Source organism: Achromobacter ruhlandii (genome assembly GCF_002082135.1).
Taxonomy (GTDB): Bacteria; Pseudomonadota; Gammaproteobacteria; order Burkholderiales; family Burkholderiaceae_B; genus Achromobacter; species Achromobacter ruhlandii.
Genome location: NZ_CP017433.1, coordinates 2,356,232 through 2,377,760 on the forward strand (window position 1 = coordinate 2,356,232; position 21,529 = coordinate 2,377,760).

The window sequence follows — 21,529 nt, forward strand, 5'->3', positions numbered from 1 at the left end:
AGCAGGGCGGGATGATGACCGGCTGGGCCGGGCTGGCGGCCCTGTTGCTGCTGTTGCTGTCGTTGTGCGTGGCCAGCGTCAGCCTGGGCGCGGGGTCGTTTTCGTTCGCCGCGCTGGCCGGCGGGCCGGATGCCGAGCGCGCCTGGCGCCTGCTGCTGGTCAGCCGCGTGCCGCGCACGCTGGCCCTGTTGCTGGCCGGCATGGCGCTGGCGGTGGCCGGGCTGATCATGCAGATGCTGGTGCGCAACCGTTACGTCGAGCCGACCACGGCCGGCACCGTCGAGTCGGCCACGCTCGGCATCCTGGTGGTGACGCTGCTGGCGCCGGACACGCCGGTGATCGGCAAGATGCTGACCGCCACCGGCTTCGCGCTGGCGGGCACGCTGCTGTTCCTGGCGCTGCTGCGGCGCGTGCCGCTGCGCACGCCGTTCATCGTGCCGCTGATCGGCCTGATCCTGGGCGGCGTGATCCACGCCGTCACCACCTTCGTTGCCTACCGCTATGACCTGCTGCAGTCACTGCACGCCTGGACCACCGGCGATTTTTCCGGGGTGCTGCGCGGCCGCTACGAACTGCTGTGGATCGGCTTCGGCCTGGCGGCCGCGGCCTATCTGGCGGCGGACCGCTACACCGTGGCCGGCATGGGCCGCGAGTTCGCCGCCAATCTTGGCCTGAACCACGCGCGCCTGACGCTGGCGGGCCTGCTGATCGTGTCGGCGATTTCCGCCGTGGTGGTGGTGACCGCCGGCGGCATTCCGTTTCTGGGCCTGATCGTGCCGAACGCGGTCAGCCTGATGCTGGGCGACAACATGCGCCGCGCGATTCCGTGGGTGGCGATGCTGGGGGGCGTGTTCGTGCTGGCCTGTGACATCATCGGCCGGCTGGTGATCCATCCCTACGAGGTGCCCCTGGGCACGGTGGTGGGCGTGGTCGGCAGCGTCCTGTTCCTGTGCCTGCTGCGCAGCCGGGGAGCGCGCCGTGGCTGAATCCGTATCGCGCCTGTTGCCTTCGCCGCAGGCCTGGCGCCTGGCGCTGTTGGCCACCGCCGCGTTGCTGTGCGTCGTCGGTTTCATGACGCTGGGCGCCAATGGCCAATGGGCTTTCGTGCTGCCGTTCCGGGGCGGCAAGCTGGCGGCGATGCTGCTGGTGGCCTATGCGGTGGCGGTGTCGTCGGTGCTGTTCCAGACCGTGACGCACAACCGCATCCTGACGCCGGCCATCATGGGCTTTGACGCGCTCTACCTGCTGATCCAGTCGCTGGTGGTGTTCGGCTTCGGCCAGGCGGCGGGCGCGGTCAACCATCCGGTGGCGGCCTTCGTGCTGGAAGTGGGCGCGATGACGGCCTTCGCTTGCCTGCTGTTCCGCTGGCTGTTCACCGACGCCGTGCGCAGCCTGCATTTGATGATGCTGGTGGGCATTATCTTCGGGCTGCTGTTTCGCAGCCTGTCCAGTTTCGTGGTGCGCCTGATCGACCCGAACGAGTTCCTGGTGCTGCAGGACCGGATGTTCGCCAACTTCAATTCAGTGCGCACCGAACTGCTGCCGATCGCGCTGGCGGCGGTGGCCGCGGCGACGCTGCTGGTCTGGCGCATGCGGCGCCGCTACGACGTGCTGGCGCTGGGCCGCGAGATCGCGCTGAACCTGGGGGTGGACTACCGCCGCACCTTGCTGCTGACGCTGGCCGCCATCGCCGTGCTGGTGTCGGTGTCCACCGCGCTGGTGGGACCGGTGACCTTCTTCGGCCTGCTGGTCAGCAACCTGGCTTACCAGGCGATGGGGTCGGATCGGCACCGCCATACCGTGCCGGCCGCCGCGCTGCTCAGCGTGATTTTCCTGGTGGGTGGGCAGACCCTGCTGGAACGGGTGCTGCAATTGAGCACCACGGTCAGCGTGGTCATCGAATTCGTGGGCGGAGCGATGTTCCTGGCCCTGATCTTGCGCAGGGGACGCCAATGATCGATATCCAACAAGTCAGCAAACAGTACGGCGACAGCGTGATCGTGGACCAGGTGTCGCTGGCCTTGCCGGCCGGCGGCGTGACCGCCATCATCGGCCCCAACGGCGCCGGCAAGTCGACGCTGCTGTCGATGATCAGCCGCCTGCTGCCGATGTCCGCCGGCCGCATCCAGGTGGACGGCCTGGACGTGACGCGCGGCGACAGCCGCGAACTGGCGCGGCGCCTGGCCATCCTGCGGCAGGACAACCACCTGCCGCTGCGCCTGACGGTGCGCGACCTGGTGGCGTTCGGGCGCTATCCGCATTCCGGAGGCCGCCTGACGCTGGACGACAAGGTCCATATCGACCGGGCCATCGCCTACCTGGACCTGGAGCCGCTGGCCGGCCGCTACCTGGACGAGATGTCCGGCGGCCAGCGCCAGCGCGCGTTCGTGGCGATGGTGCTGTGCCAGGATACGCGCTATGTGCTGCTGGACGAGCCGCTGAACAGCCTCGACATGAAGCACGCCGTGGCCATGATGGGCACGCTGCGGCGCGCGGCCGACGAACTGGGCAAGACCGTGGTGCTGGTGCTGCACGACATCAACTTCGCGTCCAGCTACGCCGACCGCATCGTGGCGATGAAGGCGGGCAGGGTGGCGCATTGCGGCACGCCCGCCGAACTGATCCGCCCCGAGGTGCTGGGCGCCCTGTATGAATTGCCGATCGACGTGCACGAGATCGGCGGCAAGCGCATCTGCGTGTATTACCGCTGACGGTCACGGGGAGCGCGCTGGTTCGCGGGACGACGCCAGCGCCGGCGCGCGGCGGAAAATTTCCGGGGACGGAATGCGACCGGGCTGGGACATCCGGCCCGCCGCGCACGCTTTGCACACACATGCTGAATAACATCTGAATTGGACGCATGTCTTATTTATCGTGGCCCCCAGACAACGTAATGATAAAAGCATTGCGAGTGATTCTCGTTGTCAAGAGAATGGCGGTTTCTTCCATTTCAAACGACTTCGAAAAGACCCGCAGGCCATGCACGTCCTCCGCCCCCTCACCGCCGCCCTGTTCGCCGCGGCCCCCTTGGCCGTCCAGGCCCAGGCCGCCGCGCCCGCCGCCACCTTGCCCGCGATCAGCGTCGTCGGCGCCGATGACACCGCGCAAAGCTACAACCCGCCCGCGTCCACCAGCGCCACCAAGATCGACGCGCCGCTGCGCGACATTCCCCAGACGGTGAACGTGGTGCCGGCGCAGGTGCTGCGCGACCAGCACGCCATGTCGGTGCAGGACGCGCTCAAGAACGTGCCGGGCGTCAGCTTCTCGACCGGCGACGGCCAGCGCGACCAGGTGTCGATACGCGGCTTCACCGCCATCGCCGACCAGTTCGTCGACGGCTTCCGCGATGACGCGCTGTACTTCCGCGACCTGTCCAACGTCGAACGCATCGACGTCATCAAGGGCCCGGCGGCGGTGCTGTACGGCCGCGGCTCGTCGGGCGGCCTGATCAACCGCGTCACCAAGAAGCCGGGCGAGGACATCTCGCAGGTCGGCCTGAGCTACGGCTCGTGGAACGATCGCCGGCTCGACCTGGACCTGGGACGCGCCAACGAGAGCGGCAGCATGGCCTGGCGCCTGACCGGCGCGGTGGAGAAGGGCGACAGCTACCGCGACAAGCAGTTCATCGACCGCAAGGCGATCGCGCCGTCGGCCCAGTTCAAGCTGGGCGAGAACACCACCTTCCTGCTGCAGACCGAATTCCTGGAAGACCGCCGCCTGACCGACTTCGGCATCCCGGCCTACCATGGCCGTCCGGTGGACGTGGACCCGTCCACCTACTACGGCGCCCAGAACGCGCGCGACACCGACTACACCCAGACTCGCGTGCAGTCGTACGCCGGCACGCTGACGCACCGCTTCAACGACAACTGGTCGCTGCGCAACGCCACGCGCTACTACCACTACACGCTGAACCGCAACAACACGCTGCCGGGTTCGGTCAACGAAGCCGCGCAGACCGTGTCACTGACCCACGGCAACGTGCTGCGCGACGAACACGGCTGGACCAACCAGACCGAGCTGATGCAGCGCGTGCAGTGGGGATCGGTGCGCCACGACATCCTCTACGGCGTCGAGGTGGGCCAGCAGAACAAGGACCTGGTGAGCTATTCCAATCCCAACGTGGCGGTGGTCAACCTGTTCGATCCGCAACTGCCGACGCTGCGGCGGCAGGCCGTGGGCGCGCCGGGTTCCGACAACCTGGGCCGCTTCAGCACGCTCGGCCTGTATGTGCAGGACATGGTGTCGCTGGGCGAGCACTGGAAGGTGCTGGGCGGCGTGCGCCATGACCGCTTCGAGCAGAAGACCGAGGACCGCCGCAGCGGCCAGAACCTGCAGCGCACCGACTCCAACCTGAGCCCGCGCCTGGGCCTGGTGTTCCAGCCGGACAGCGTGCAGTCGTACTACGTGTCGTGGAGCCGTTCCTACCAGCCCTCGGGCGAGGCCTTCGCGCTGGCCGCCAATAACGTCGACCTGGCGCCGGAGAAGACCACCAACTATGAAGTCGGCGCCAAGTACGATTTCCTGGATGGCAAGCTGTCGACCACGGTGTCGGTGTTCCGCCTGGAGCGCACCGACATCAAGGTGACCAACCCGGTGACCAACACGCTGGTGCCGGTGGGCACGCAGCGCACCGATGGCGCCGAGTGGACCCTGTCGGGCGACCTGTCCAACGGCTGGCGCGCGATGCTGGGCTATGCCTACCTGGACGCGCGCGTGACGCAGTCGGTGGCGCGCGATGCGGGCAAGGATGTGGAAGGCAAGCGCGCCACGCTGACGCCGCGCCATGCCGGCAACGTCTGGATCACCAAGGACCTGGGCGAGGGCTTCGGCGTTGGCGCCGGTTTGAACCTGGTGGGCGCGCGCTTTGCCAACCCGGGCAACACCGTCAAGCTGCCCGGCTACGTCACGGCGGACGCCGCCGCCTGGTGGCGCCAGGGACCTTACTCGGTGCAGCTGAACGTCTACAACCTGTTCGATGCCGGGTATATCGTGTCGGCGCACGGTAGCAATGCCAACCTGAACATGCCCGGCGCGCCGCGCAACGCCATGCTGAGCCTGCAGTACCGCATGTAAAAGGAAAGGCATCCGCGCGCCGGCAGGGCGCGCGGATGTGGATTCAGCGCAGTGGCGATTCGGCCGTCAGGCTGTCCGTCTCCAGCGCCGCCAGCGCGTCGAGGAAGCGCCACGCGAACGAGCCGGGGCCTTCCGCCAGCGCCCCGGCACGCCGGCCGGCGATGCCGAAGCAGGACAGCGCCGCCACCGCCGCCGTGTAGGCGTCAGCGCGCGCCACCGCCGCGAAGGCGCCGACCACCGCCGTCAGCGCGCAGCCGGTGGCGGTGACCAGCGGCATCAGCGGCGATCCGCCGGCCACGCGCACCTCGCGCTGGCCGTCAGTCACGAAATCCACTTCTCCCGTCACCGCCACCACCGTGGCGCGGGCCCGCGCCAGTTCGCGCGCGGCCTGCTCGGCCTGTCGCACCGGATCGCGCGCATCCACGCCCTTGCTGGCGCTCTGGCCGCCGCCCAGCGCGATGATCTCCGACGCGTTGCCGCGGATCACGGCGGGCCGCAGGTCCAGCAGACGCCGCACCGCGTCGCGGCGGAACGCGGTGGCGTGGTGCGCCACCGGATCCAGCACCCAGGGCGTGCCCGCCTGGCTGGCGGCGGCGGCGGTCCGTAGCATGCTGTCCAGCCAGGGGGCCGAGAGCGTGCCGATATTGATCACCACCGCGCCGCTGATGGCGGCGAATTCGGGCGCTTCCTCCACCGCGTGCACCATCGCAGGCGAGGCGCCGATCGCCAGCAGCGTGTTGGCCGCGGTGTTCATCGACACGAAGTTGGTCAGGCACTGCACCAGCGGCGCGTCGCGGCGCACGGCCATATACAGGTCGCGCGAAGCCAGCGCCAGGTCGGACAGGGTAGGAGTGAGGGAAGCCATGCCGGCGGGTCCTTGCAAGGGGACAACGGGCGGGGCGAGGCGGCGTGGCGCGGCATGGCGGGCCGGCGGGATGCGCACCTTCCCTACGCCAGGATTGTCTGGATCAGGTTCAACGGGTCTCGCGCGCCGCGTGCCGCGCTGGGCGCGGCCGCCATCGGAATCTCAGCTTCTTGCCGAAGCTCCCCGGGTGGATGGGGCTATGTTCGGAGGGGGGAGGGGGAATGTCAAGCTGCGCGGGCCGAGCGCTTGCCGATGTCTGTCTCCCTTCATTACAATGGAGAATGGTTATCATTCATTAGCCCGCAAGGGCGCGCGGCCATGCCCCCCACGATGCAGGATCGAGTCGAATCGCTTTATGTGGATCACCACGGTTGGTTGCACGGTTGGCTGCGCCGGCAACTGGGCAATTCGTTTGAAGCCGCGGACCTGGCGCATGATGTGTTCGTGCGCCTGCTGCGCCGGCCGGCGGCGGCGGACGCGCGCGAGCCACGGGCCTTCCTGAGCACCATTGCGCGCGGCCTGCTGGTCGACCATTGGCGGCGGCGCGAACTGGAGCGCGCCTGGCTCGACGTGCTGGCCCGCACGCCGGAAGCGCAAGTGCCTTCGCCCGAAAGCCGTCTGCTCATCCTCGAGGCGCTGATCAAGATCGACCAGATGCTCGACACCCTCAAGCCCAAGGTGCGCCAGGCCTTCCTATGGGCCCAGCTCGAAGGCTTGACCTGCCGGCAGATCGCCGAGCGGCTGGACGTGTCGCTGGCCACCGCCGAGCGCTACGTCGCCAGCGGGCTGCGCCAGTGCTACCTGTTTCGCTTCGAGCCGACATGAGAGCGCCGGGCGCGGCGGCGCCGATTGCCGCCTCCATTGTCGACCAAGCCATCGATTGGTCGGTCAAGCTCAACTTCGGCCAGGCCGACGCGCGCACCCGCGCGGCGTTCGAGCGCTGGCGCCGGGCCGCGCCCGAGCACGAGCTGGCCTGGACCCGGGTGCAATCGCTGAACGCGGATTTCAGCGCGGTCCCGCAAGGATTGGCACTGGATGCGTTGACGACCCTGAACGGCACGCGCCGGCGTCACCGCCGTGTCGTGCTCAAGAGCCTGCTGGTCGCCGGTGGCGCCTTGGGCACGGGCTGGGCGATGCGCGAGCAGGCGCCTTGGCAGCGCCTGGTTGCCGACGTCAGTACCGGCCTGGGCGAACGACGCGCCTTGACGCTTTCCGATGGCACCTACCTGGTCCTGAACACCGACAGCGCCGTGAGCCTGCTACTGGATGGCCCCGAGCGCGTGGTGGTGCTGCATCGCGGCGAGATCTCGCTGAACACGGGCAGCGATGCCGGGTCGCCGACGCGGCGGCCGTTCAGGGTGCGCACACCCTATGGAGGCATCGAGGCGCTGGGCACGCGTTTCGTCGTGCGGGTGGACGATGACGGCGTCCGGATCAGCGTGCAGGAACACGCGGTGGCCTTGACTCCGGCCGACGGGGGGGATCCGCTCATTGTGCCGGCGGGCCAGCAGGGGTGGCTCGACCGCCGGCGCGCGCAACCGCTGCCGCCGCCGGCCATGGAAGGCGCGGCCTGGGTTGAAGGCGCGATCGTCGGCAAGAACATGCGGCTGGCCAGCCTGCTGACGGAATTGTCGCGCTACCGCCGTGGGCGCATCAGCTGTGCGCCGGAGGTCGCCGACCTGCGGGTATCCGGCACCTATCACGTCGACGACACCGATCGGGCGCTGGCCTTCCTGGTCCAGACCTTGCCGATCCGGGTGCGTTACTGGACCCGGTATTGGGTGACGGTCGGTCCGGCTTGATGTGTTGATGTCGCGCCAGGACTGGGCCGCGGCCAAGTCGGCGGCACACGGCGCCTGGAAGAACAAAGAAAGGCCAACGCAAGGCCCAAAAAAAGTTGCTGAAAAAATGAGGGGATTGGCGTTCTTGTCCGGCCTACAGGGAAAGACACCTTTCAACCTGGCCTTCAAGACTACGCAATGACACTCGCTCGTACCCCGAAGACGGCGCGCCTGGCGCCCGTTCCCACCGTGCTGCGCACGGCCCTGTCCGGCATCCTGTGCGGCGCCGCCCTGGCCGCCTGGCCTGGCGTCGCCGCGTGGGCGCAGGCCGCGCCGGCGGCGCAGGAGGCCGCGCACGGCTTCGCCATCGCCGCCGGCCCGCTGGACCAGGCGCTGAACCAGTTCGCGCGCGCCGCCGGAGTGAATGTGTCATTCGATGCATCGCAGGTCGAGCGCGCGCAGACGCAAGGCCTGAACGGCCGCTGGACCGCCGCGCAGGGGCTGGCGGCGTTGCTGGCCGGCACCGGCTTCGAAGGCGTGCGCCAACCCAGCGGCGGCTACACGGTGCGCCGCGCCGCGCGCGGCAACGCCGTCACGCTGGACGCGGTGACCGTGACCGGGCAGGAATACCGCGGCATGTCCGAAGGCACCGGCTCCTACACCGTGCCCTCGGTCATGATCGGCAAGGGCGACCAGCGCCTGCGCGACATCCCGCAGTCCGTCAGCGTGGTGACGCGCCAGCGGCTGGACGAGCAGAACCTGACCTCGGTCTACGACGCGCTGGAAAACACCACCGGCGTGACCCTGCAGCAGAGCCCGCAGGGCGGCAAGTACATCTATTCTCGCGGCTTCGAGGACAGCGTCATCCAGTACGACGGCGTGCCGCTGGAACGGGGCTTCTACGGCCGCGCCAGCAATTACTCGGGCGGCACCGCCATGTATGACCGCGTCGAGGTGCTGCGCGGCGCGGCCGGCCTGCTGCAAGGCTCGGGCTCGCCAGGCGGCGCGGTGAATCTGGTGCGCAAGCGTCCGCTGGCGGAAGACCGCTACATGGTCGAGACCAAGGCCGGCAGCTGGGACCGCTATGGCCTGCAGGTCGATGGCAGCGGCGCGCTCAATGCCGACGGCAGCCTGCGCGGCCGCGCGCTGGTGGACCGCCAGGACAACCACTCTTTCGTCGACCGCGTCCACATGAAGAACACGACCTTCTACGGCACGATCGAGTACGACTTCACGCCATACACCCAACTGAACCTGGGCTACAGCTATGAAGACCTGCGCGGCCGCCCGTCGATTTCCGGCCTGCCGCGCTACAGCGACGGCGAGGATATCGACTTCAAGCGCTCCACCAGCTACGGCGCCAACTGGAACCGGCAGCGGACCTCGAACCAGGGCTTTTACGCCGACTTCACGCATGCCTTCAACGACGACTGGCGCTTCAAGGCCACGGGCGCCTACGTGCAGGAAAAGCAGTACCTGAAGTACACCGCGTCCAGCCGCGGCGTGAATCCGGTCACGCAGATGGCCCAGGTCAACGTCGCGCGCACGGTCGCCGACCTCGACGCCTCCGGCATGGATGCCAACCTGACCGGCAAGTTCCGGGCCTTCGGCCGCACCCATGAGGTAGTGGTGGGCGCCAACTACGCCCACACCAAGATCGACACGTCGTATTCGTACATCACCAACTACGCCACCTTCAACGCCTTCCAGTTCAATCCGGACCTGCCCGAGCCGACCACGGCCGCGCTGCGCGCGTTCACCGACGAAGTCCGCCTCGGCACGAGCCGCGAGCTGGGCTTCTACGGCGCGACCCGCCTGCAACTGACCGATCCGTTGAAACTGGTGCTGGGCGGCCGTTTCAGCCGTTCCAACCGCATCTGGACCACCGACACCACCAGCGCCGGCCGGCTGACCAACGGCCAGACGGTGCAGGCCAACACCCACTTCACGCCGTATGCGGGCCTGATCCTGGACCTGTCGCCGCAGTGGACCACCTACGTCAGCTACACCGACATCTTCCAGCCGCAGAGCGAGGTCAACGCGTCCGGCCAGTCGCTCAAGCCGATCGTTGGCGAGAACTACGAGCTGGGCCTGAAGGGCGAGCTGCTGGACGGCCGCGTCAACACGGCGTTCGCGATCTTCCGCATCGACCAGAGCAACCGCGCCCAGGTGGACTTCAGCTCCAGCCCGACCTGCGCCGAGAACTACTACTGCTACACCGACGCGGGCAAGGTGCGCAGCCAGGGCTTCGACGCGGAAATCAACGGCGAAGTCACCCGCGGCTGGAACGTCTATGCCGGCTATACCTTCAACACCACCCGCTACCTGAAGGACGTCAGCAGCGAGGGGCAGGCGTTCGCCTGGCACACGCCCAAGCACATCTTCCGGCTCTGGACCACGTACCAGTTGCCGGGCGACCTGAACGCCTTCACGGTGGGCGGCGGGGTCAACGTGCAGAGCGGGCAGTCGCGCCAGATCGGCGCGCTCACCGCCAAGGCCAGCGGCCGCGCGGTGTGGAACGCCTACGCCAAGTACCAGATCAACCGCAACTGGGCCGCCACGCTCAACCTCAACAACATCTTCGACAAGACCTACTACAGCGCCATCGGCAACATGGTCAACGGCGTGCACTATGGCGATCCCCGCAATGCCATGCTGACGCTGCGCGGCACGTTCTGATGCGCCAGGGCGGGCTGCGCCAGCGCATGGCCTGGCTGCACACCTGGTGCGGCCTGGTCTGCGCCTGGCTGCTGTGCGTGATCTTCCTGGCCGGCACGCTCAGTGTGTTCCGCGCGCCGATCTCGCATTGGATGAGCGCCGAACCGACCCTGCCGCGCGAGGCGCGGGACCTCGGCATGCCGGCGGTGCTTGCCGCCGCCGGGCGCTTGCTCGACCAGGAGAGCGCGGGCGCGCGCTTCTGGCGCATCGAGCTGCCGCCGGCGGGGGATCGGGCCTTGCGCCTGATCTGGCGCGATGCGAGCGGCGTGACGCGCGAGGCGGCAATGGACCCGCGCAGCGGCGAGCGGCTGCCCCAGCCCTGGGGCCGCAAGACCGAGGGCGGCCGCCACTTCATGGTGCTGCATTACACGCTCTATGGCGGCGATTTCGGCTTCTGGCTGGTGGGCTGGCTGTCGGTCGGCATGCTGGTGGCGCTGCTGAGCGGCGTCGTGGTGCACAAGCGCATCTTCAAGGACTTCTTCACCTTCCGGCCGGGCCGGGGCGCGCGTGCCTGGCTGGACGGCCACAACGCCAGCGCGGTACTGACGCTGCCGTTCCAGTTGATGATCGTCTATACCGGCCTGGCGATCTTCTATACCAGCTACATGCCGGGACCGCTGCGGGTCCTGTACGGCGAACAGGGCATGGCGCGGTGGCGGGCGGAACTGGCGGCGGCGGGGCCGGGCGCCGACGCGGGCGCCGCCAAGGTGGACGCCGGGTTGGCGCCGGGCGTGCCCGCGCGCCTGCAACTGGGCGTCTTTCTGGATGCCGCGCAGGCCGCGATGGGCGGTCCGGCTCGGATGGTCATGGTTGAGCGTCCCGGCCAGCCCAACGAGACGATCCGCGTGTTTGGCCGCGTCGACGAGGACGCCGCCGTGCGGCGTTTCACCGCCCAAGTTGGCCGCGCCGCGTTCCGCGCGGCCTCCGGCGAGATGACCGAGCTGCGCCGGGCCGACGCCCCGCCCGGCGCCGACGTGGCGCATGGCGTGATGGAGCGGCTGCATCTGGCGGCCTATGGCGGCTGGCCCCTGCGCTGGCTGTACTTCCTGTTCGGCCTGGCGGGCACGGTGATGATCGCCACCGGCGCGGTGCTGTACGCCGTGAAGCGGCGCGCCCGGCACGATGGCGCATTCGGCGCGGCCACGCCGGTTTTCCAGCGGGTGGTCGAGTCGCTCAATGTCGCGGGCATCGCCGGTAGCGCGGTGGCCTGTATCGCCTATTTCCACGGCAATCGCCTGATCCCGGCGGACTGGCCGGCGCGCGAATCCTGGGAGATCCGGGCGTTCTTCCTGGTGTGGCTGGCGACCTTGCTGCACGCGTTGGTCCGGCCGCCGTCGCGCGCATGGCGGGAGCAGTTCGGCATGGCGGCGCTGCTGTGCCTGTCGCTGCCGCTCGTCAATGGCATGACCACCGGGCAGTCGATTCATACCTATGTCGGGGCGGGCGACATGATTGCCGCGTCGGTGGAGGGCGTCGTTCTGCTCGCCGGCTTGCTGTTCCTGTGGTTGGCCGGGAAGGTGGGGGGCGCACGCTGGTCGCCGCCGCTGGCGGGCCGCACGCCACCCGCGCCGCCTGGTTATCGCTGGCGCGTCCTGGCGCGCGTTGCGGTGGCGGTGGCGGGCGGCTATGCGCTGGCAGCCCTGGCCGCGATCGCCCTGGCGCAATGGCTGGCATCGGTGGGTTGGGGCGGCCGGTCGGTGGCCGTCGTGGCGGGCACCTTGTGCGCCTTCCTGTTCTATGGGTTGGCGGTGATGTGGGTGTTCGCCGCGCGGCGGGCGTGGCTGTATCTGCTGGCGGCGGTGGCGGTGCTGGCGGCGTGGGTCTGGGCGGCAGGGGCGTGACGTTGCCGGGACGGGATGCGGCCGGCGTCGTTTCTGTCATCATGTCGAATACTCAAAAAAAGCGGAGACACGCATGACCGAATTACGCCGAGCCCGAATGGTTCCGGAGTTGCTGGTGGCCGATCTGTCGCGCAGCCTGGCTTTCTGGATGGACCTGTGCGGCTTCCAGATTGCCTACCGACGCGAGGCGGAGGGCTTTGCATACCTGGACCTGGACGGCGCGCAGTTCATGCTTGAGGAGGTGCGTGGCGATGACAACTGGATCACGGGCGCGCTGGAGGCGCCGCGCGGGCGGGGCGTCAATTTCGAGATCAAGGTGGCCGCCATCGAGCCCTTGCTGGAGCGGTTGGCGGCCGCCCGCTGGCCGTTGTACCGGGAACCCGAAGCGCGCTGGTATCGCAGCGATGCGATCGAAGTGGGCGTGCGCCAGTTCCTGGTGCAGGACCCCGATGGCTATCTGCTGCGCTTCTCGGCCTGGGTCGGCGATCGACCGGCGGCGCATTGACGATGCGCGCGCTGATCCTGGCGCTGGCCGCGCTGGCCGTATCGTTCGCGACCACGGCTCATTCGGCGAACACTCCCTGTTCCGGCAAGAAGGGCGGCGTGGAACGCTGCGTGGGGGAGAAGTTCCTTTGCCGTGATGGCTCGAGCAGCGCATCGAAGCGTGTCTGCACGGGGCCGGACGGCGGCGCCCAATCCCTGGTGTCGCCGCCACCCGCGGCCGCTTCGAGCGGCTCGTGCCACTGCCGCGACGGCCAATACTGTACGGGCCCGCGCGGCGGAACCTTCTGCTATTCGGACAGCGGGAAAAAGTCGTACCTGAGGAAGTGACGCGCTGCCGTCACGCGGCCTCGCGCTTCAGGCGCTTCCAGACCTTCGCCATCGAGGCCGGGCGGGGGCGGGCGGCGCTGGCCGCGCCGTCGCGCATGGCCGGGGCCTGGCGTGTCGTCGCGTGGTCGGGGGCGGCCCGGCGGCTTGCGCGGCAGGCACCGCGCGGTCCTGGCGGGGCGGCACGTTCCTGCGTACACTGGCGCCATGCTGCGCATTGACCATCTCACCAAACGCTACGGCGACCATCTCGTCTTCCAGGGGCTGACGCACACCTTCGGCCCCGGCTGCGTGGCGCTGTGCGAAGAGGACAGCACCGGTAAATCCAGCCTGCTCGCCATCATCGCGGGCGTGATCGCGCCGGATGGCGGCGAGGTCTGGATCGAGGGGCATTCGCTGGGCGGGTCGCCCCAGCTGGCCAAGTCCCGCCTCGCCTACGTGCCCGACAACTGCCTGGCGTCGCCGCAGCAGACCGGGCGCGGGTTGCTCCAGCAGGTCGCGGCGGAGAAGGGCGTGGCGGTGGATGACGCGGTGCTCGACCTGGCCGCGCGGCTGGGGCTGGAACCGCACCTGGACAAGCGCTTCGAGCAGATGTCCACGGGCACGCGCCGCAAGGTCTACCTGACCGCGGCCGCCCTGGGCGATCCGGCCGTGGTCATCGCCGACGGCCCCAGCAACGGGCTGGATACGCCGGCGCGGCGTGAACTGGCCGAGCTGTTCATGGCCTGGGGCCGGGACCGCGTGGTGCTGTTCGCCAGCCACGATCCCGAACTGGTGCAGGCCTGCGGGGCGACCGTCATGGACGTGGCCGCGCTGCGCTAGCGCGGCGCCGCCGGTTACTTGCCTCCGGTGACGTCGACGAATGTCCCGGTGACGTACGAGGCCTCGGCGCCGGCCAGCCACAGGATGGCGCGCGCCACTTCTTCGGGTTGGCCGCCGCGGCCCATGGGCACGGTGTCCTTGACGCGGTCCACCCGCCCCGGTTCGCCGCCGCTGGCGTGCATCTCGGTATAGATGTGGCCGGGACGCACGCAGTTCACGCGGATGCCTTCGCGCGCCACTTCCTTGGAAAAGCCGATCGTGAAACTCTCCAGCGCGCCCTTCGAGGCGGCGTAGTCCACGTATTCATTGGGGCTGCCGAGCCGCGCCGCGCCCGATGACACGTTGATGATGGCGCCGCCCCGGCCGTTGTGGCGCTGGGACATGCGCCGGGCCGCCTGCTGCGCGCACAGCATGGGGCCGATGGCGTTGACGGCGAAGACCCGTTGCATCCGTTCGAACGTCAGGTCCTCCACGCGCGATTGCCGCGCGATGATCGCGGCGTTGTTCACCAGCACGTCCAGACGGCCGAATGCCTGGTCGATGGCGGCGAACAGATGGGTGACCTGTTGCGGGTCCGCGCTGTCGGCGCGCACGGCCAGGGCGCGGCGCCCCAGGGCCTGGACGTCGGCGACCACCGCCCGCGCCGCCGCCTCGTTCGAGACATAGCTGATCGCCACGTCGTAGCCCTGCGCGGCGGCCAGCCGCGCGGTGGCGGCGCCGACGCCGCGGCTGCCGCCGGTGATCAGGATGACGGGGGCTTGGGATTCGGTGGCCATGAAAAGGGGCTCCTGCTGCGAAGTTCGGGATGGGGGACCTCGGGCGCGCCTGCGCCGCGCCGGTCACTATACTTCGCGCGAATCCGCGCATCCAAGGCTGCCACACGCGACGGGCGCCGGAATTCCCGGATGCGCCGGCGGGTCAAGGCGTCATCGGGCGGGCGATGCCGATACACTGCAGTCGCCTGCGCATGGCGCGGTGTCGACGGCGGCTGCGCAGGGTTCGCCCAGCCCGCGCCCGGTTTTCAAAGAGTGGATTCATGGCACGCATCTTCATCACCGGTTCGGTCGATGGCCTGGGGCTGGCGGCCGCGCGCGCGCTGCTGGCGGACGGCCACATGGTGGTCGTGCACGGCCGCAACCGCGAGCGCCTGGGCACCGCGCGGGAATTGTTGTCGCAAGGGGCGCTGGCCGTGGTGGGCGACCTGGCCGACCTGGCGCAGACGCGGGAGCTGGCGGACCAGCTCAATGCGCTGGGTCGGATGGACGCGGTCATCCACAATGCCGGCGTCTTCACCGGCCCGGCCATCCTGCCAGTCAATGTCATCGCGCCGTATGTGCTGACCGCCTTGATGGCGCGGCCGCGACGGCTGGTGTACCTGAGCAGCGAAATGCACTACGACGGCAGGCCGGACCTGGACGGCATGGCCTGGGATGGCGGCCGCGAAAGCGGCTCGTATTCGGACAGCAAGCTGTTCGTGACGGCGTTGATGGCGGCCGTGGCGCGCCGCTGGCCGGATGTGATCAGCCATGCGGTCGATCCCGGCTGGGTGCCCACCAAGATGGGCGGGCCCAACGCGCCGGACGATCTCAGCCTGGGGCACGTCACGCAAGCCTGGCTGGCGACGACCGATGATGCCGACGCGCTGCGCAGCGGTGGCTACTGGCATCACCAGGCGCGGCGCGAACCGCATCCGGCCACGCATGACGGGGCCTTCCAGGCGCGTCTGCTGCAAACCCTGCAAGGCGCCACGGGAATCGGGCTGCCCTGACGCGGTCCGGCGCCTGCGTGACGGCATTGCGGCGGCCGCGGCGCCGCGCGCGGGAGCCGACGCAGTCGCGGTTCGCGGGCGACCTGCGTGGTATTTCCGGCCGCTCCATGTTCGGCGCCAAAGCGCGCGGCTTTGCCGAGGAGCGGGTCGTCAGGTTTTGGAGCGGCCCGCGAGGAAGGGGCGGAACGTCATTCGTCGGCGGAACGGGCCGCCTGCAAGGCGCGCAGCGCGACCGCCACCTCTTCCAACACCGGCTGCCACGCATCCGGGGCCGGTTGGCGGAACAGGCGCAGCGACGGATACCAGGGACTGTCGCGGCGCTCACGCAGCCAGCGCCAGTCGGACGCGAAGGGCAACAGCGCCCAGGCCGGGCAGCCCAGCGCGCCCGCCAGATGAACCGGCGATGAGTCCACCGACACCAGCACATCCAGCAGGGTCAGGATGGCCGCGGTGTCGTCGAAGTCCTGGATATCCTGGCCCAACGGCACCAGGTTCAGGCCCGGCGGGGGCGAGGCCGCCTGGGCGGACGCCTCGCCGACCTGCAGCCCGATGAAAGTGATGCCGGGCTGTGCCAGCGGCGCCAGATCGGCCAGGGCCAGGGAACGCTGCGCGTCGCGCGGATGGGTCGGCCGGCCCGCCCAGGCCAGCCCGACCAGGGGGCGCGGCAGGCCCGCCAGCCGCGCGCGCCAGCGGGCCACGCGGGCCGGGTCGGCGCGCAGGTAGGCGGTGCGCACGGGCAGGTCCTCAAGCCGCAGGCCCAGCGCCAGCGGCAGGCTCATCAGCTCGCAGTGCTGATCGAACGGCGGCGGCGGCGAACCGGCGACGATGACTTCATCAATCCCGTCGCCGCGCCGCGCCAGTGCGTGGCATGGCGCCTTGACCTCCAGGACGATGCGCGCGCCGCTGCGCGCGCGGGCCAGCGCCACCAATTGCAGGAACTGGAAGGTATCGCCGTAGCCTTGCTCGTCATGCAGCAGCAGCGTCTGGCCGGGGATGGGCCGGCCATCCCAGCGCGGCTTTTGCACGTGGCGGGCCAGCGCCGCCGTGTGCGCCAGGTGATAGCGGTAGCGGTACTCGCGCCAGCCGGCATCGAAATCGCCCTCCGTCAGCAGCACCTCGGCCAGCTCGAAGCGCGACCCCGTGTCGCCCGGCTCCGCGCGCAGCACGTGCTGCAGGGCGGCGCGCGCTTCCCGCAGCTTTCCTTGCGGCCGCAGGGCCTGGACCAGCAGGCGCAATAGCGCGACATGACGCCCCGCCTGCGCCAGTGCGTCGCGCAGCAACGTTTCGGCCTCGGCGTAGCGGCCCGCGCGGAGCAGCGCCTCGGCCTCGCCCAGCGTATGTTCATCGGGCGGCGCGGCCGGCGCCGGGGCCCCGCCGGGAATTGCCCGGGCCTGGCCTGGCCGTGGCCGCGCGCGCTCCAGCGCGGCCAGATTCAGGTGCGCCTGCGGCAGCAGCGGATCGATCTCGATGGCGCGCCGGATGGCGGCCAGGGCGGCCTCGTGCCGGCCCTCGTCGCCCAACGCCACCGCCATGTTGCTCAAGGCCTGCGCGTAGTCCGGGTCCAATTCAAGGGCGCGGCGGTAATGCGCCAGCGCCTGCGGGTTGTCGCCCAGGCGCTTGCAGGTGTTGCCCAGGTTGTTGTGGGCCTGCGGGCTGTCGGGCAGCAGCGCGGCCACGCGCTGCAGGCAATCGAGGCTGGCGGCCAGCTGGCCTGCCTCCTGCAGGATGATGCCCAGGTTGTTCCAGCCTTCGGCCAATCCCGGGTCGGCGGCCACCGCGCGGCGGGCGGCCGCCTCGGCTTCGTCGAGCCGTCCCTGCTGGCGGCACACTTCCGCCAGATTGCTGCAATAGGCGGCCGGCGCCGCGGGCGGCTGGCAGGCCGCGCGCAGATGCGCCAGCGCCAGCGCTGGATGGCCGTACGCATGCGCGATCAGGCCGAGCAAATGCCGCGCGTCAGGCTGGTCCGGAACCGCGTCCAGCACCCGCAGGCAAAGGTCTTCGGCTTGCGCGGCCTGACCGGCGTTCCAGTGCGTGTGGGCCAGGGTGATGGCCTCGCGGACGGTCAACGGCGGGGCGGCGCGGTCGGCGGTCGGGCCCAAGAAGGTCGCTCCTTATAAATCGGCATTGGCGGCAAAGGTGCGATTATCTTCGCGGTGGGCAGGAATTGACCAGTGATTGCGCCTTTTCTTTTCGCTTCAGCCGCCCTGGCGCAGGCTATATTGTGCGCAAATATTTCGCCCATCGGCCAAAAAAAGGTCGGCTCGTCCAGTCGTGGATGCGCCGCGCCGATCGCATGCGTCCGTGCCTTCTTCACAGTGGGCCAGGATGACGCAGGCCATCGCAAAAACAAGGGATCCCGCTTTGAACCACATCTATCGTCTGGTATGGAACCGCCGTCTGCGCGTCTGGCAAGCGGCGTCGGAGCTGGCATCGCAAGCGCGCGCGGGCGGGATCTCGCCCGGTCCCGTCCTGCCTTGCCTGCCGCGCCGTCATGCGCTGGGCGCCGCGCTCGCGCTGGCACTGGCCGGGACCGGCGGGGCGGCCCAGGCGGACTGTATCCGCGTCGGCCTTCTCGTCCAATGCGCCTCGCCGGCCAATCCTGTCACGCCGTCCTACGCGGATGCATCCAATAACCTGGAGGTCACCGTGACTGGCACGGGGTCGTTGGGCGTCATACCGCCCGGCGGCGGCACCGCGCTCAGCCTGACCGGCAGCAACGTGACCGTGTTGAACGATGGCAGGATCGACCCCAACCCGCTTGGCGTGAATTCGGCCGGGTCGACCGGCGTGTTCGTCGGCAACAGTTCGGCCGGCGTCACACGGGTGAACAATAGGGTGACGGGGACGATCGTCGGCGTCACCCCCGGCGTCGGCGGCGGCGCCAGCCTGCCGTCGCTCCTGGGCATGGCCCTGGCCGTGCAGAACGGCAGCGGCGGGACGAGCTACCTCACCAACGCTGGCATGATAAGCAGCAGAGATGTGGACGGCACCGTCACCGCGGCGGCGGACAAGGCCGTCATTGCCGCTTACGGCGGCGCGAGGGTGGAATTCGTCAACGACCGTACCGGCACCATCGTCGGCCGCGTCGCGTTCGAAGCCGCAGGCATTCCCGGCGAGGGGCACAGTTTCACCAATGCCGGGACCATCGTCGGCGGCGTGTCGCTGGGCCAGGGCGGCAACAATACCTTCACCGCCGTCTCGGGTTCCGTCGTGTTTCGCGGTTCGGGATCCTCGTCAGCCGACCTGCCGGTGGCCGGTCAGCCCGGGCTTGCCTTCGCGCCTGCCGGCACGGTCGATGGCGGCGTGGGCGGGGGCAACACGCTGGTGCTGCAGAACGCGCTGCCATCCGCCGGCACCGGCAGCGGCACGGGAGGGGCGGTCACCGCCATCTCGGGGCTGACCTACGTCAACTTCCAGAACCTGCGTATCAACAGCGGTTCCTGGATATTGCAGGATTCGCCCCTGGTCTCCGGCGGCAGCGTGACGCTCAACGGCGGCCTGGCGACGCTGCAGCACGGCGCCATGCTAGGACTCGGCCCGATCAACGCGAATGGGGGCGCGATCGCCGCCGCCGGTGTGCCGGGGGCGTTGAGCATGTCGAATGACTTCGTGCTGGGCCCTGGCGGGCTGACGGTCACCGGCGCCAACGGCATGACGCTGTCCGGCACGCTGTCCGGCGCGGGAGGGCTGAGCCTGACTGGCAGCGGCACCGTCATCCTCACCGGCGCCGGCAACCATGCCGGTGGCACTTTCGTGCAAGCGGGCACCCTGCAGATAGGCAACGGCGCCAACTCGGGCAGCCTGGCCGGCGACGCGGACATCGCGGCGGGCGCGGCGCTGGTCTTCAATCGCGGCGATGCGATCCGCTTCGACGGGATACTGCGCGGCGCCGGACAGGTGCGCAAGGCCGGCGCCGGCACCCTGGTGCTGGCCGGCGAGAACGCCTTCGCGGGCACCACGGTGGTCGACGCGGGCACGCTGCAAGTGGGCGATGGCGGCAATCGCGGCTCGTTGAGCGGCAATATCGTCAACAACGCCAACCTGCGGTTCGATCGCGCGGACGACTCCGCCTACGGTGGCGCGATTTCCGGCGCGGGCGCAACGACGAAGCTGGGCGCCGGGACGCTGGCGCTGACCGGCGACAGCAGCGCCTACACGGGCGCGACGCAGGTGGCGGCCGGCACGTTGCAGGTGGACGGCAAGCTCGGCGGCCAGGTGCTTGCCGCGAGCGGGTCGACGCTGTCCGGCTCCGGAACGCTGGGCGGGGTGACCATCGCATCCGGCGCCACCCTGGCCCCGGGCAGCGCCAACCTTCCCACGGGCCGCATGAACGTGCAGGGGGACCTGACCTTCCAACCGGGAGCCGTCTACCGCGTCGCCACCACGCCGGATGGCTTGGCCAGCAGCGTGCGGGTGGCCGGCAGCGCCAACCTGGCGGGATCCGTGCTGCATATCGGCCAGAACGGCAACTATGCGCCTGCCACGGTCTATTCCATCCTGACGGCGGACAACGGGGTGCAGGGCCGTTTCGATAGCGTGTCGAGCAACCTGGCGTTCCTGACGCCTTCTCTGGCCTACGACAGCCAGCGCGTCGATCTGGTGGTGAGCCTCAAGCAGGTTCCGTCCGATGGCGGCGGCTCGCGCCCGATCCAGTTTGTCGATGCCGCGGCCAGCGCTAACCAGCGCGCGGTGGCGCGGGCCCTGCAGAGCCTGGCGCCTGATAGCGCGCTATACCGGCACGTGTTGAACCTGCCGGATGGCATGCCCGCGCAGGCGTTCAATGCGCTCTCCGGCGAAGCCCATGCCAGCGCAATGTCGATCCTGCAGGGCGCCACCGGCGCCATGGCGCAGATGCCGCTGTCGCGGCTGCGCGCCAACCTGGGCGCGGGCTGGGCGCCGGGCGCGCCGACGGCGCAGCTGGGCAGGGGCGATGCCGCGTCGCTGCCGCAATCGAATGCGCAACCGCTCTGGACCCAGGTGTTCGGCAATTGGAGCACCCTGGGCGGCGACGGCAACGCCGCCCGTACCACGCAGACTGACTCGGGCGTGATCCTCGGCGGCGACGTGGCGGTCGGCGCGCAATGGCGCCTGGGCGGCGCCCTGGGCTACACCAGCAGCCGCAGCCGCACCAGCGACCGGGCCTCCAGCGCCGACGTCGACAGCTACAGCGTCACGCTGTATGGCGGCCGGGCCTTCGAGGCCGGCGCGGGCCGGATCAATCTCAGCCTGGGGGCCGCCTATACGTGGCACGACGTCGACACCCGGCGCAGCACCGCCGCCGCCGGCCTCGATCAGACGCTCAAGGCCGGCTATGGCGCCAGCACCGGGCAGGTCTTCGGCGAACTGGGCTATGCCATGCCGCTGAACGACCGCATCACGCTGGAGCCTTTCGTCGGCGCCAACTTCAGCGACCTGCGCACGCGCGGCTTTTCCGAATCCGGCGGCGACGCGGCCTTGCGCGGCGAGAGCGGCCGCAGCCGCATCACGACCACCACGCTGGGCCTGCATGCGCGCAGCGATTTCGAGAGCGCCGGCGCGCGCGGCGCGGTGCGGGGCACGCTGGGATGGCGCCACGCCTTCGGCGACCGCAATCCGCTCAGCACGATGTCCTTCGTGCAGGGCGGGGACGCGTTTTCGGTGACGGGCGCGCCTGTGGCGCGCGACGCCGCGGTGGTCGAGCTTGGCGTGGGCATCGACGTCAGCAAGCGCACCACGGTGAGCGCGCTGTACGGCGGGCAGTTCGGCGATGGCAACCGGCAGAACACCGGGTCGCTGGAAGTGAGATATCGCTTCTGAATCCATGGCGGCAGGGGACGCCGGCCGCGGCAGG

At 69.7% G+C, this 21,529-nt stretch carries 16 protein-coding genes and 1 riboswitch; of the genes, 13 read left to right on the forward strand and 3 right to left on the reverse strand.

Features of this window, described 5'->3' with window-relative positions:
• The first annotated feature begins 14 nt into the window (after window positions 1-14).
• From AruCF_RS10710 to AruCF_RS10725, 4 genes are all read left to right on the forward strand, one after another.
• Window positions 15-986: an ABC transporter permease gene (locus AruCF_RS10710; RefSeq protein WP_049077700.1), complete on the forward strand. Its 972-nt coding sequence runs from the start codon at window positions 15-17 to the stop codon at window positions 984-986.
• Entirely contained in the window at window positions 979-1,956 is a 978-nt protein-coding gene (locus tag AruCF_RS10715; RefSeq protein WP_235432765.1) for an iron chelate uptake ABC transporter family permease subunit, read from the forward strand. Before AruCF_RS10710 ends, AruCF_RS10715 begins: the two co-directional genes overlap by 8 nt.
• Window positions 1,953-2,711: an iron ABC transporter ATP-binding protein gene (locus tag AruCF_RS10720; protein WP_049073216.1), complete on the forward strand. Its 759-nt coding sequence runs from the start codon at window positions 1,953-1,955 to the stop codon at window positions 2,709-2,711. The genes AruCF_RS10715 and AruCF_RS10720 overlap by 4 nt, the downstream gene beginning before the upstream one ends.
• Before the next feature lie 268 nt (window positions 2,712-2,979).
• A complete protein-coding gene (locus AruCF_RS10725) occupies window positions 2,980-5,076 on the forward strand; it encodes a TonB-dependent receptor (RefSeq protein ID WP_049073217.1) in 2,097 nt (698 codons plus the stop codon).
• Window positions 5,077-5,119: 43 nt separating this feature from the next.
• Here the strand turns inward: AruCF_RS10725 and thiM are convergent, their stop codons facing one another.
• Window positions 5,120-5,941 carry a hydroxyethylthiazole kinase gene (thiM, locus tag AruCF_RS10730; RefSeq protein WP_083036698.1) on the reverse strand — a complete coding sequence of 274 codons (822 nt, stop codon included), beginning with the start codon at window positions 5,939-5,941 and terminating at the stop codon, window positions 5,120-5,122.
• 62 nt (window positions 5,942-6,003) lie between these two features.
• Window positions 6,004-6,137, reverse strand: a riboswitch (TPP riboswitch).
• Between the two features lie 122 nt (window positions 6,138-6,259).
• On the opposite strand from thiM, the gene AruCF_RS10735 reads away from it, so the two are divergent.
• From AruCF_RS10735 to AruCF_RS10765, 7 genes are all read left to right on the forward strand, one after another.
• On the forward strand, window positions 6,260-6,766 hold the full coding sequence (locus tag AruCF_RS10735; RefSeq protein WP_049073218.1) for a sigma-70 family RNA polymerase sigma factor: 507 nt from the start codon (window positions 6,260-6,262) through the stop codon (window positions 6,764-6,766).
• Window positions 6,763-7,743, forward strand: coding sequence for a FecR domain-containing protein (locus AruCF_RS10740; RefSeq protein WP_049073219.1), 981 nt, complete (start codon window positions 6,763-6,765; stop codon window positions 7,741-7,743). The genes AruCF_RS10735 and AruCF_RS10740 overlap by 4 nt, the downstream gene beginning before the upstream one ends.
• A gap of 177 nt (window positions 7,744-7,920) precedes the next feature.
• The gene (locus AruCF_RS10745; protein ID WP_049073220.1) at window positions 7,921-10,401 is read left to right on the forward strand and encodes a TonB-dependent siderophore receptor; all 2,481 of its coding nucleotides are present in this window, start codon (window positions 7,921-7,923) and stop codon (window positions 10,399-10,401) included.
• Window positions 10,401-12,281, forward strand: a complete 1,881-nt coding sequence (locus tag AruCF_RS10750) for a PepSY-associated TM helix domain-containing protein (protein ID WP_049073221.1) — start codon at window positions 10,401-10,403, stop codon at window positions 12,279-12,281. Before AruCF_RS10745 ends, AruCF_RS10750 begins: the two co-directional genes overlap by 1 nt.
• Before the next feature lie 73 nt (window positions 12,282-12,354).
• Window positions 12,355-12,786 (forward strand): bleomycin resistance protein, encoded by a 432-nt coding sequence (locus AruCF_RS10755; protein WP_049073222.1) that lies wholly within the window; start codon window positions 12,355-12,357, stop codon window positions 12,784-12,786.
• A gap of 2 nt (window positions 12,787-12,788) precedes the next feature.
• On the forward strand, window positions 12,789-13,112 hold the full coding sequence (locus AruCF_RS10760; RefSeq protein ID WP_049073223.1) for a YdcA family protein: 324 nt from the start codon (window positions 12,789-12,791) through the stop codon (window positions 13,110-13,112).
• Window positions 13,113-13,316: 204 nt separating this feature from the next.
• The gene (locus AruCF_RS10765) at window positions 13,317-13,931 is read left to right on the forward strand and encodes an ABC transporter ATP-binding protein (RefSeq protein WP_049073224.1); all 615 of its coding nucleotides are present in this window, start codon (window positions 13,317-13,319) and stop codon (window positions 13,929-13,931) included.
• 14 nt (window positions 13,932-13,945) lie between these two features.
• Here AruCF_RS10765 and AruCF_RS10770 read toward each other — a convergent pair whose 3' ends face one another.
• On the reverse strand, window positions 13,946-14,707 hold the full coding sequence (locus AruCF_RS10770; protein WP_049073225.1) for an SDR family oxidoreductase: 762 nt from the start codon (window positions 14,705-14,707) through the stop codon (window positions 13,946-13,948).
• A gap of 260 nt (window positions 14,708-14,967) precedes the next feature.
• Here AruCF_RS10770 and AruCF_RS10775 point away from each other — a divergent pair, with 260 nt between their 5' ends.
• Entirely contained in the window at window positions 14,968-15,699 is a 732-nt protein-coding gene (locus AruCF_RS10775; RefSeq protein ID WP_049073226.1) for an SDR family NAD(P)-dependent oxidoreductase, read from the forward strand.
• Window positions 15,700-15,887: 188 nt separating this feature from the next.
• Here the strand turns inward: AruCF_RS10775 and AruCF_RS10780 are convergent, their stop codons facing one another.
• Window positions 15,888-17,798 carry a tetratricopeptide repeat protein gene (locus AruCF_RS10780; RefSeq protein ID WP_080977395.1) on the reverse strand — a complete coding sequence of 637 codons (1,911 nt, stop codon included), beginning with the start codon at window positions 17,796-17,798 and terminating at the stop codon, window positions 15,888-15,890.
• A 262-nt stretch (window positions 17,799-18,060) separates the two neighbouring features.
• Between AruCF_RS10780 and AruCF_RS10785 the strand changes: the two genes are divergently transcribed.
• Window positions 18,061-21,495, forward strand: coding sequence for an autotransporter domain-containing protein (locus tag AruCF_RS10785; RefSeq protein ID WP_049073227.1), 3,435 nt, complete (start codon window positions 18,061-18,063; stop codon window positions 21,493-21,495).
• Window positions 21,496-21,529 lie beyond the last annotated feature (34 nt).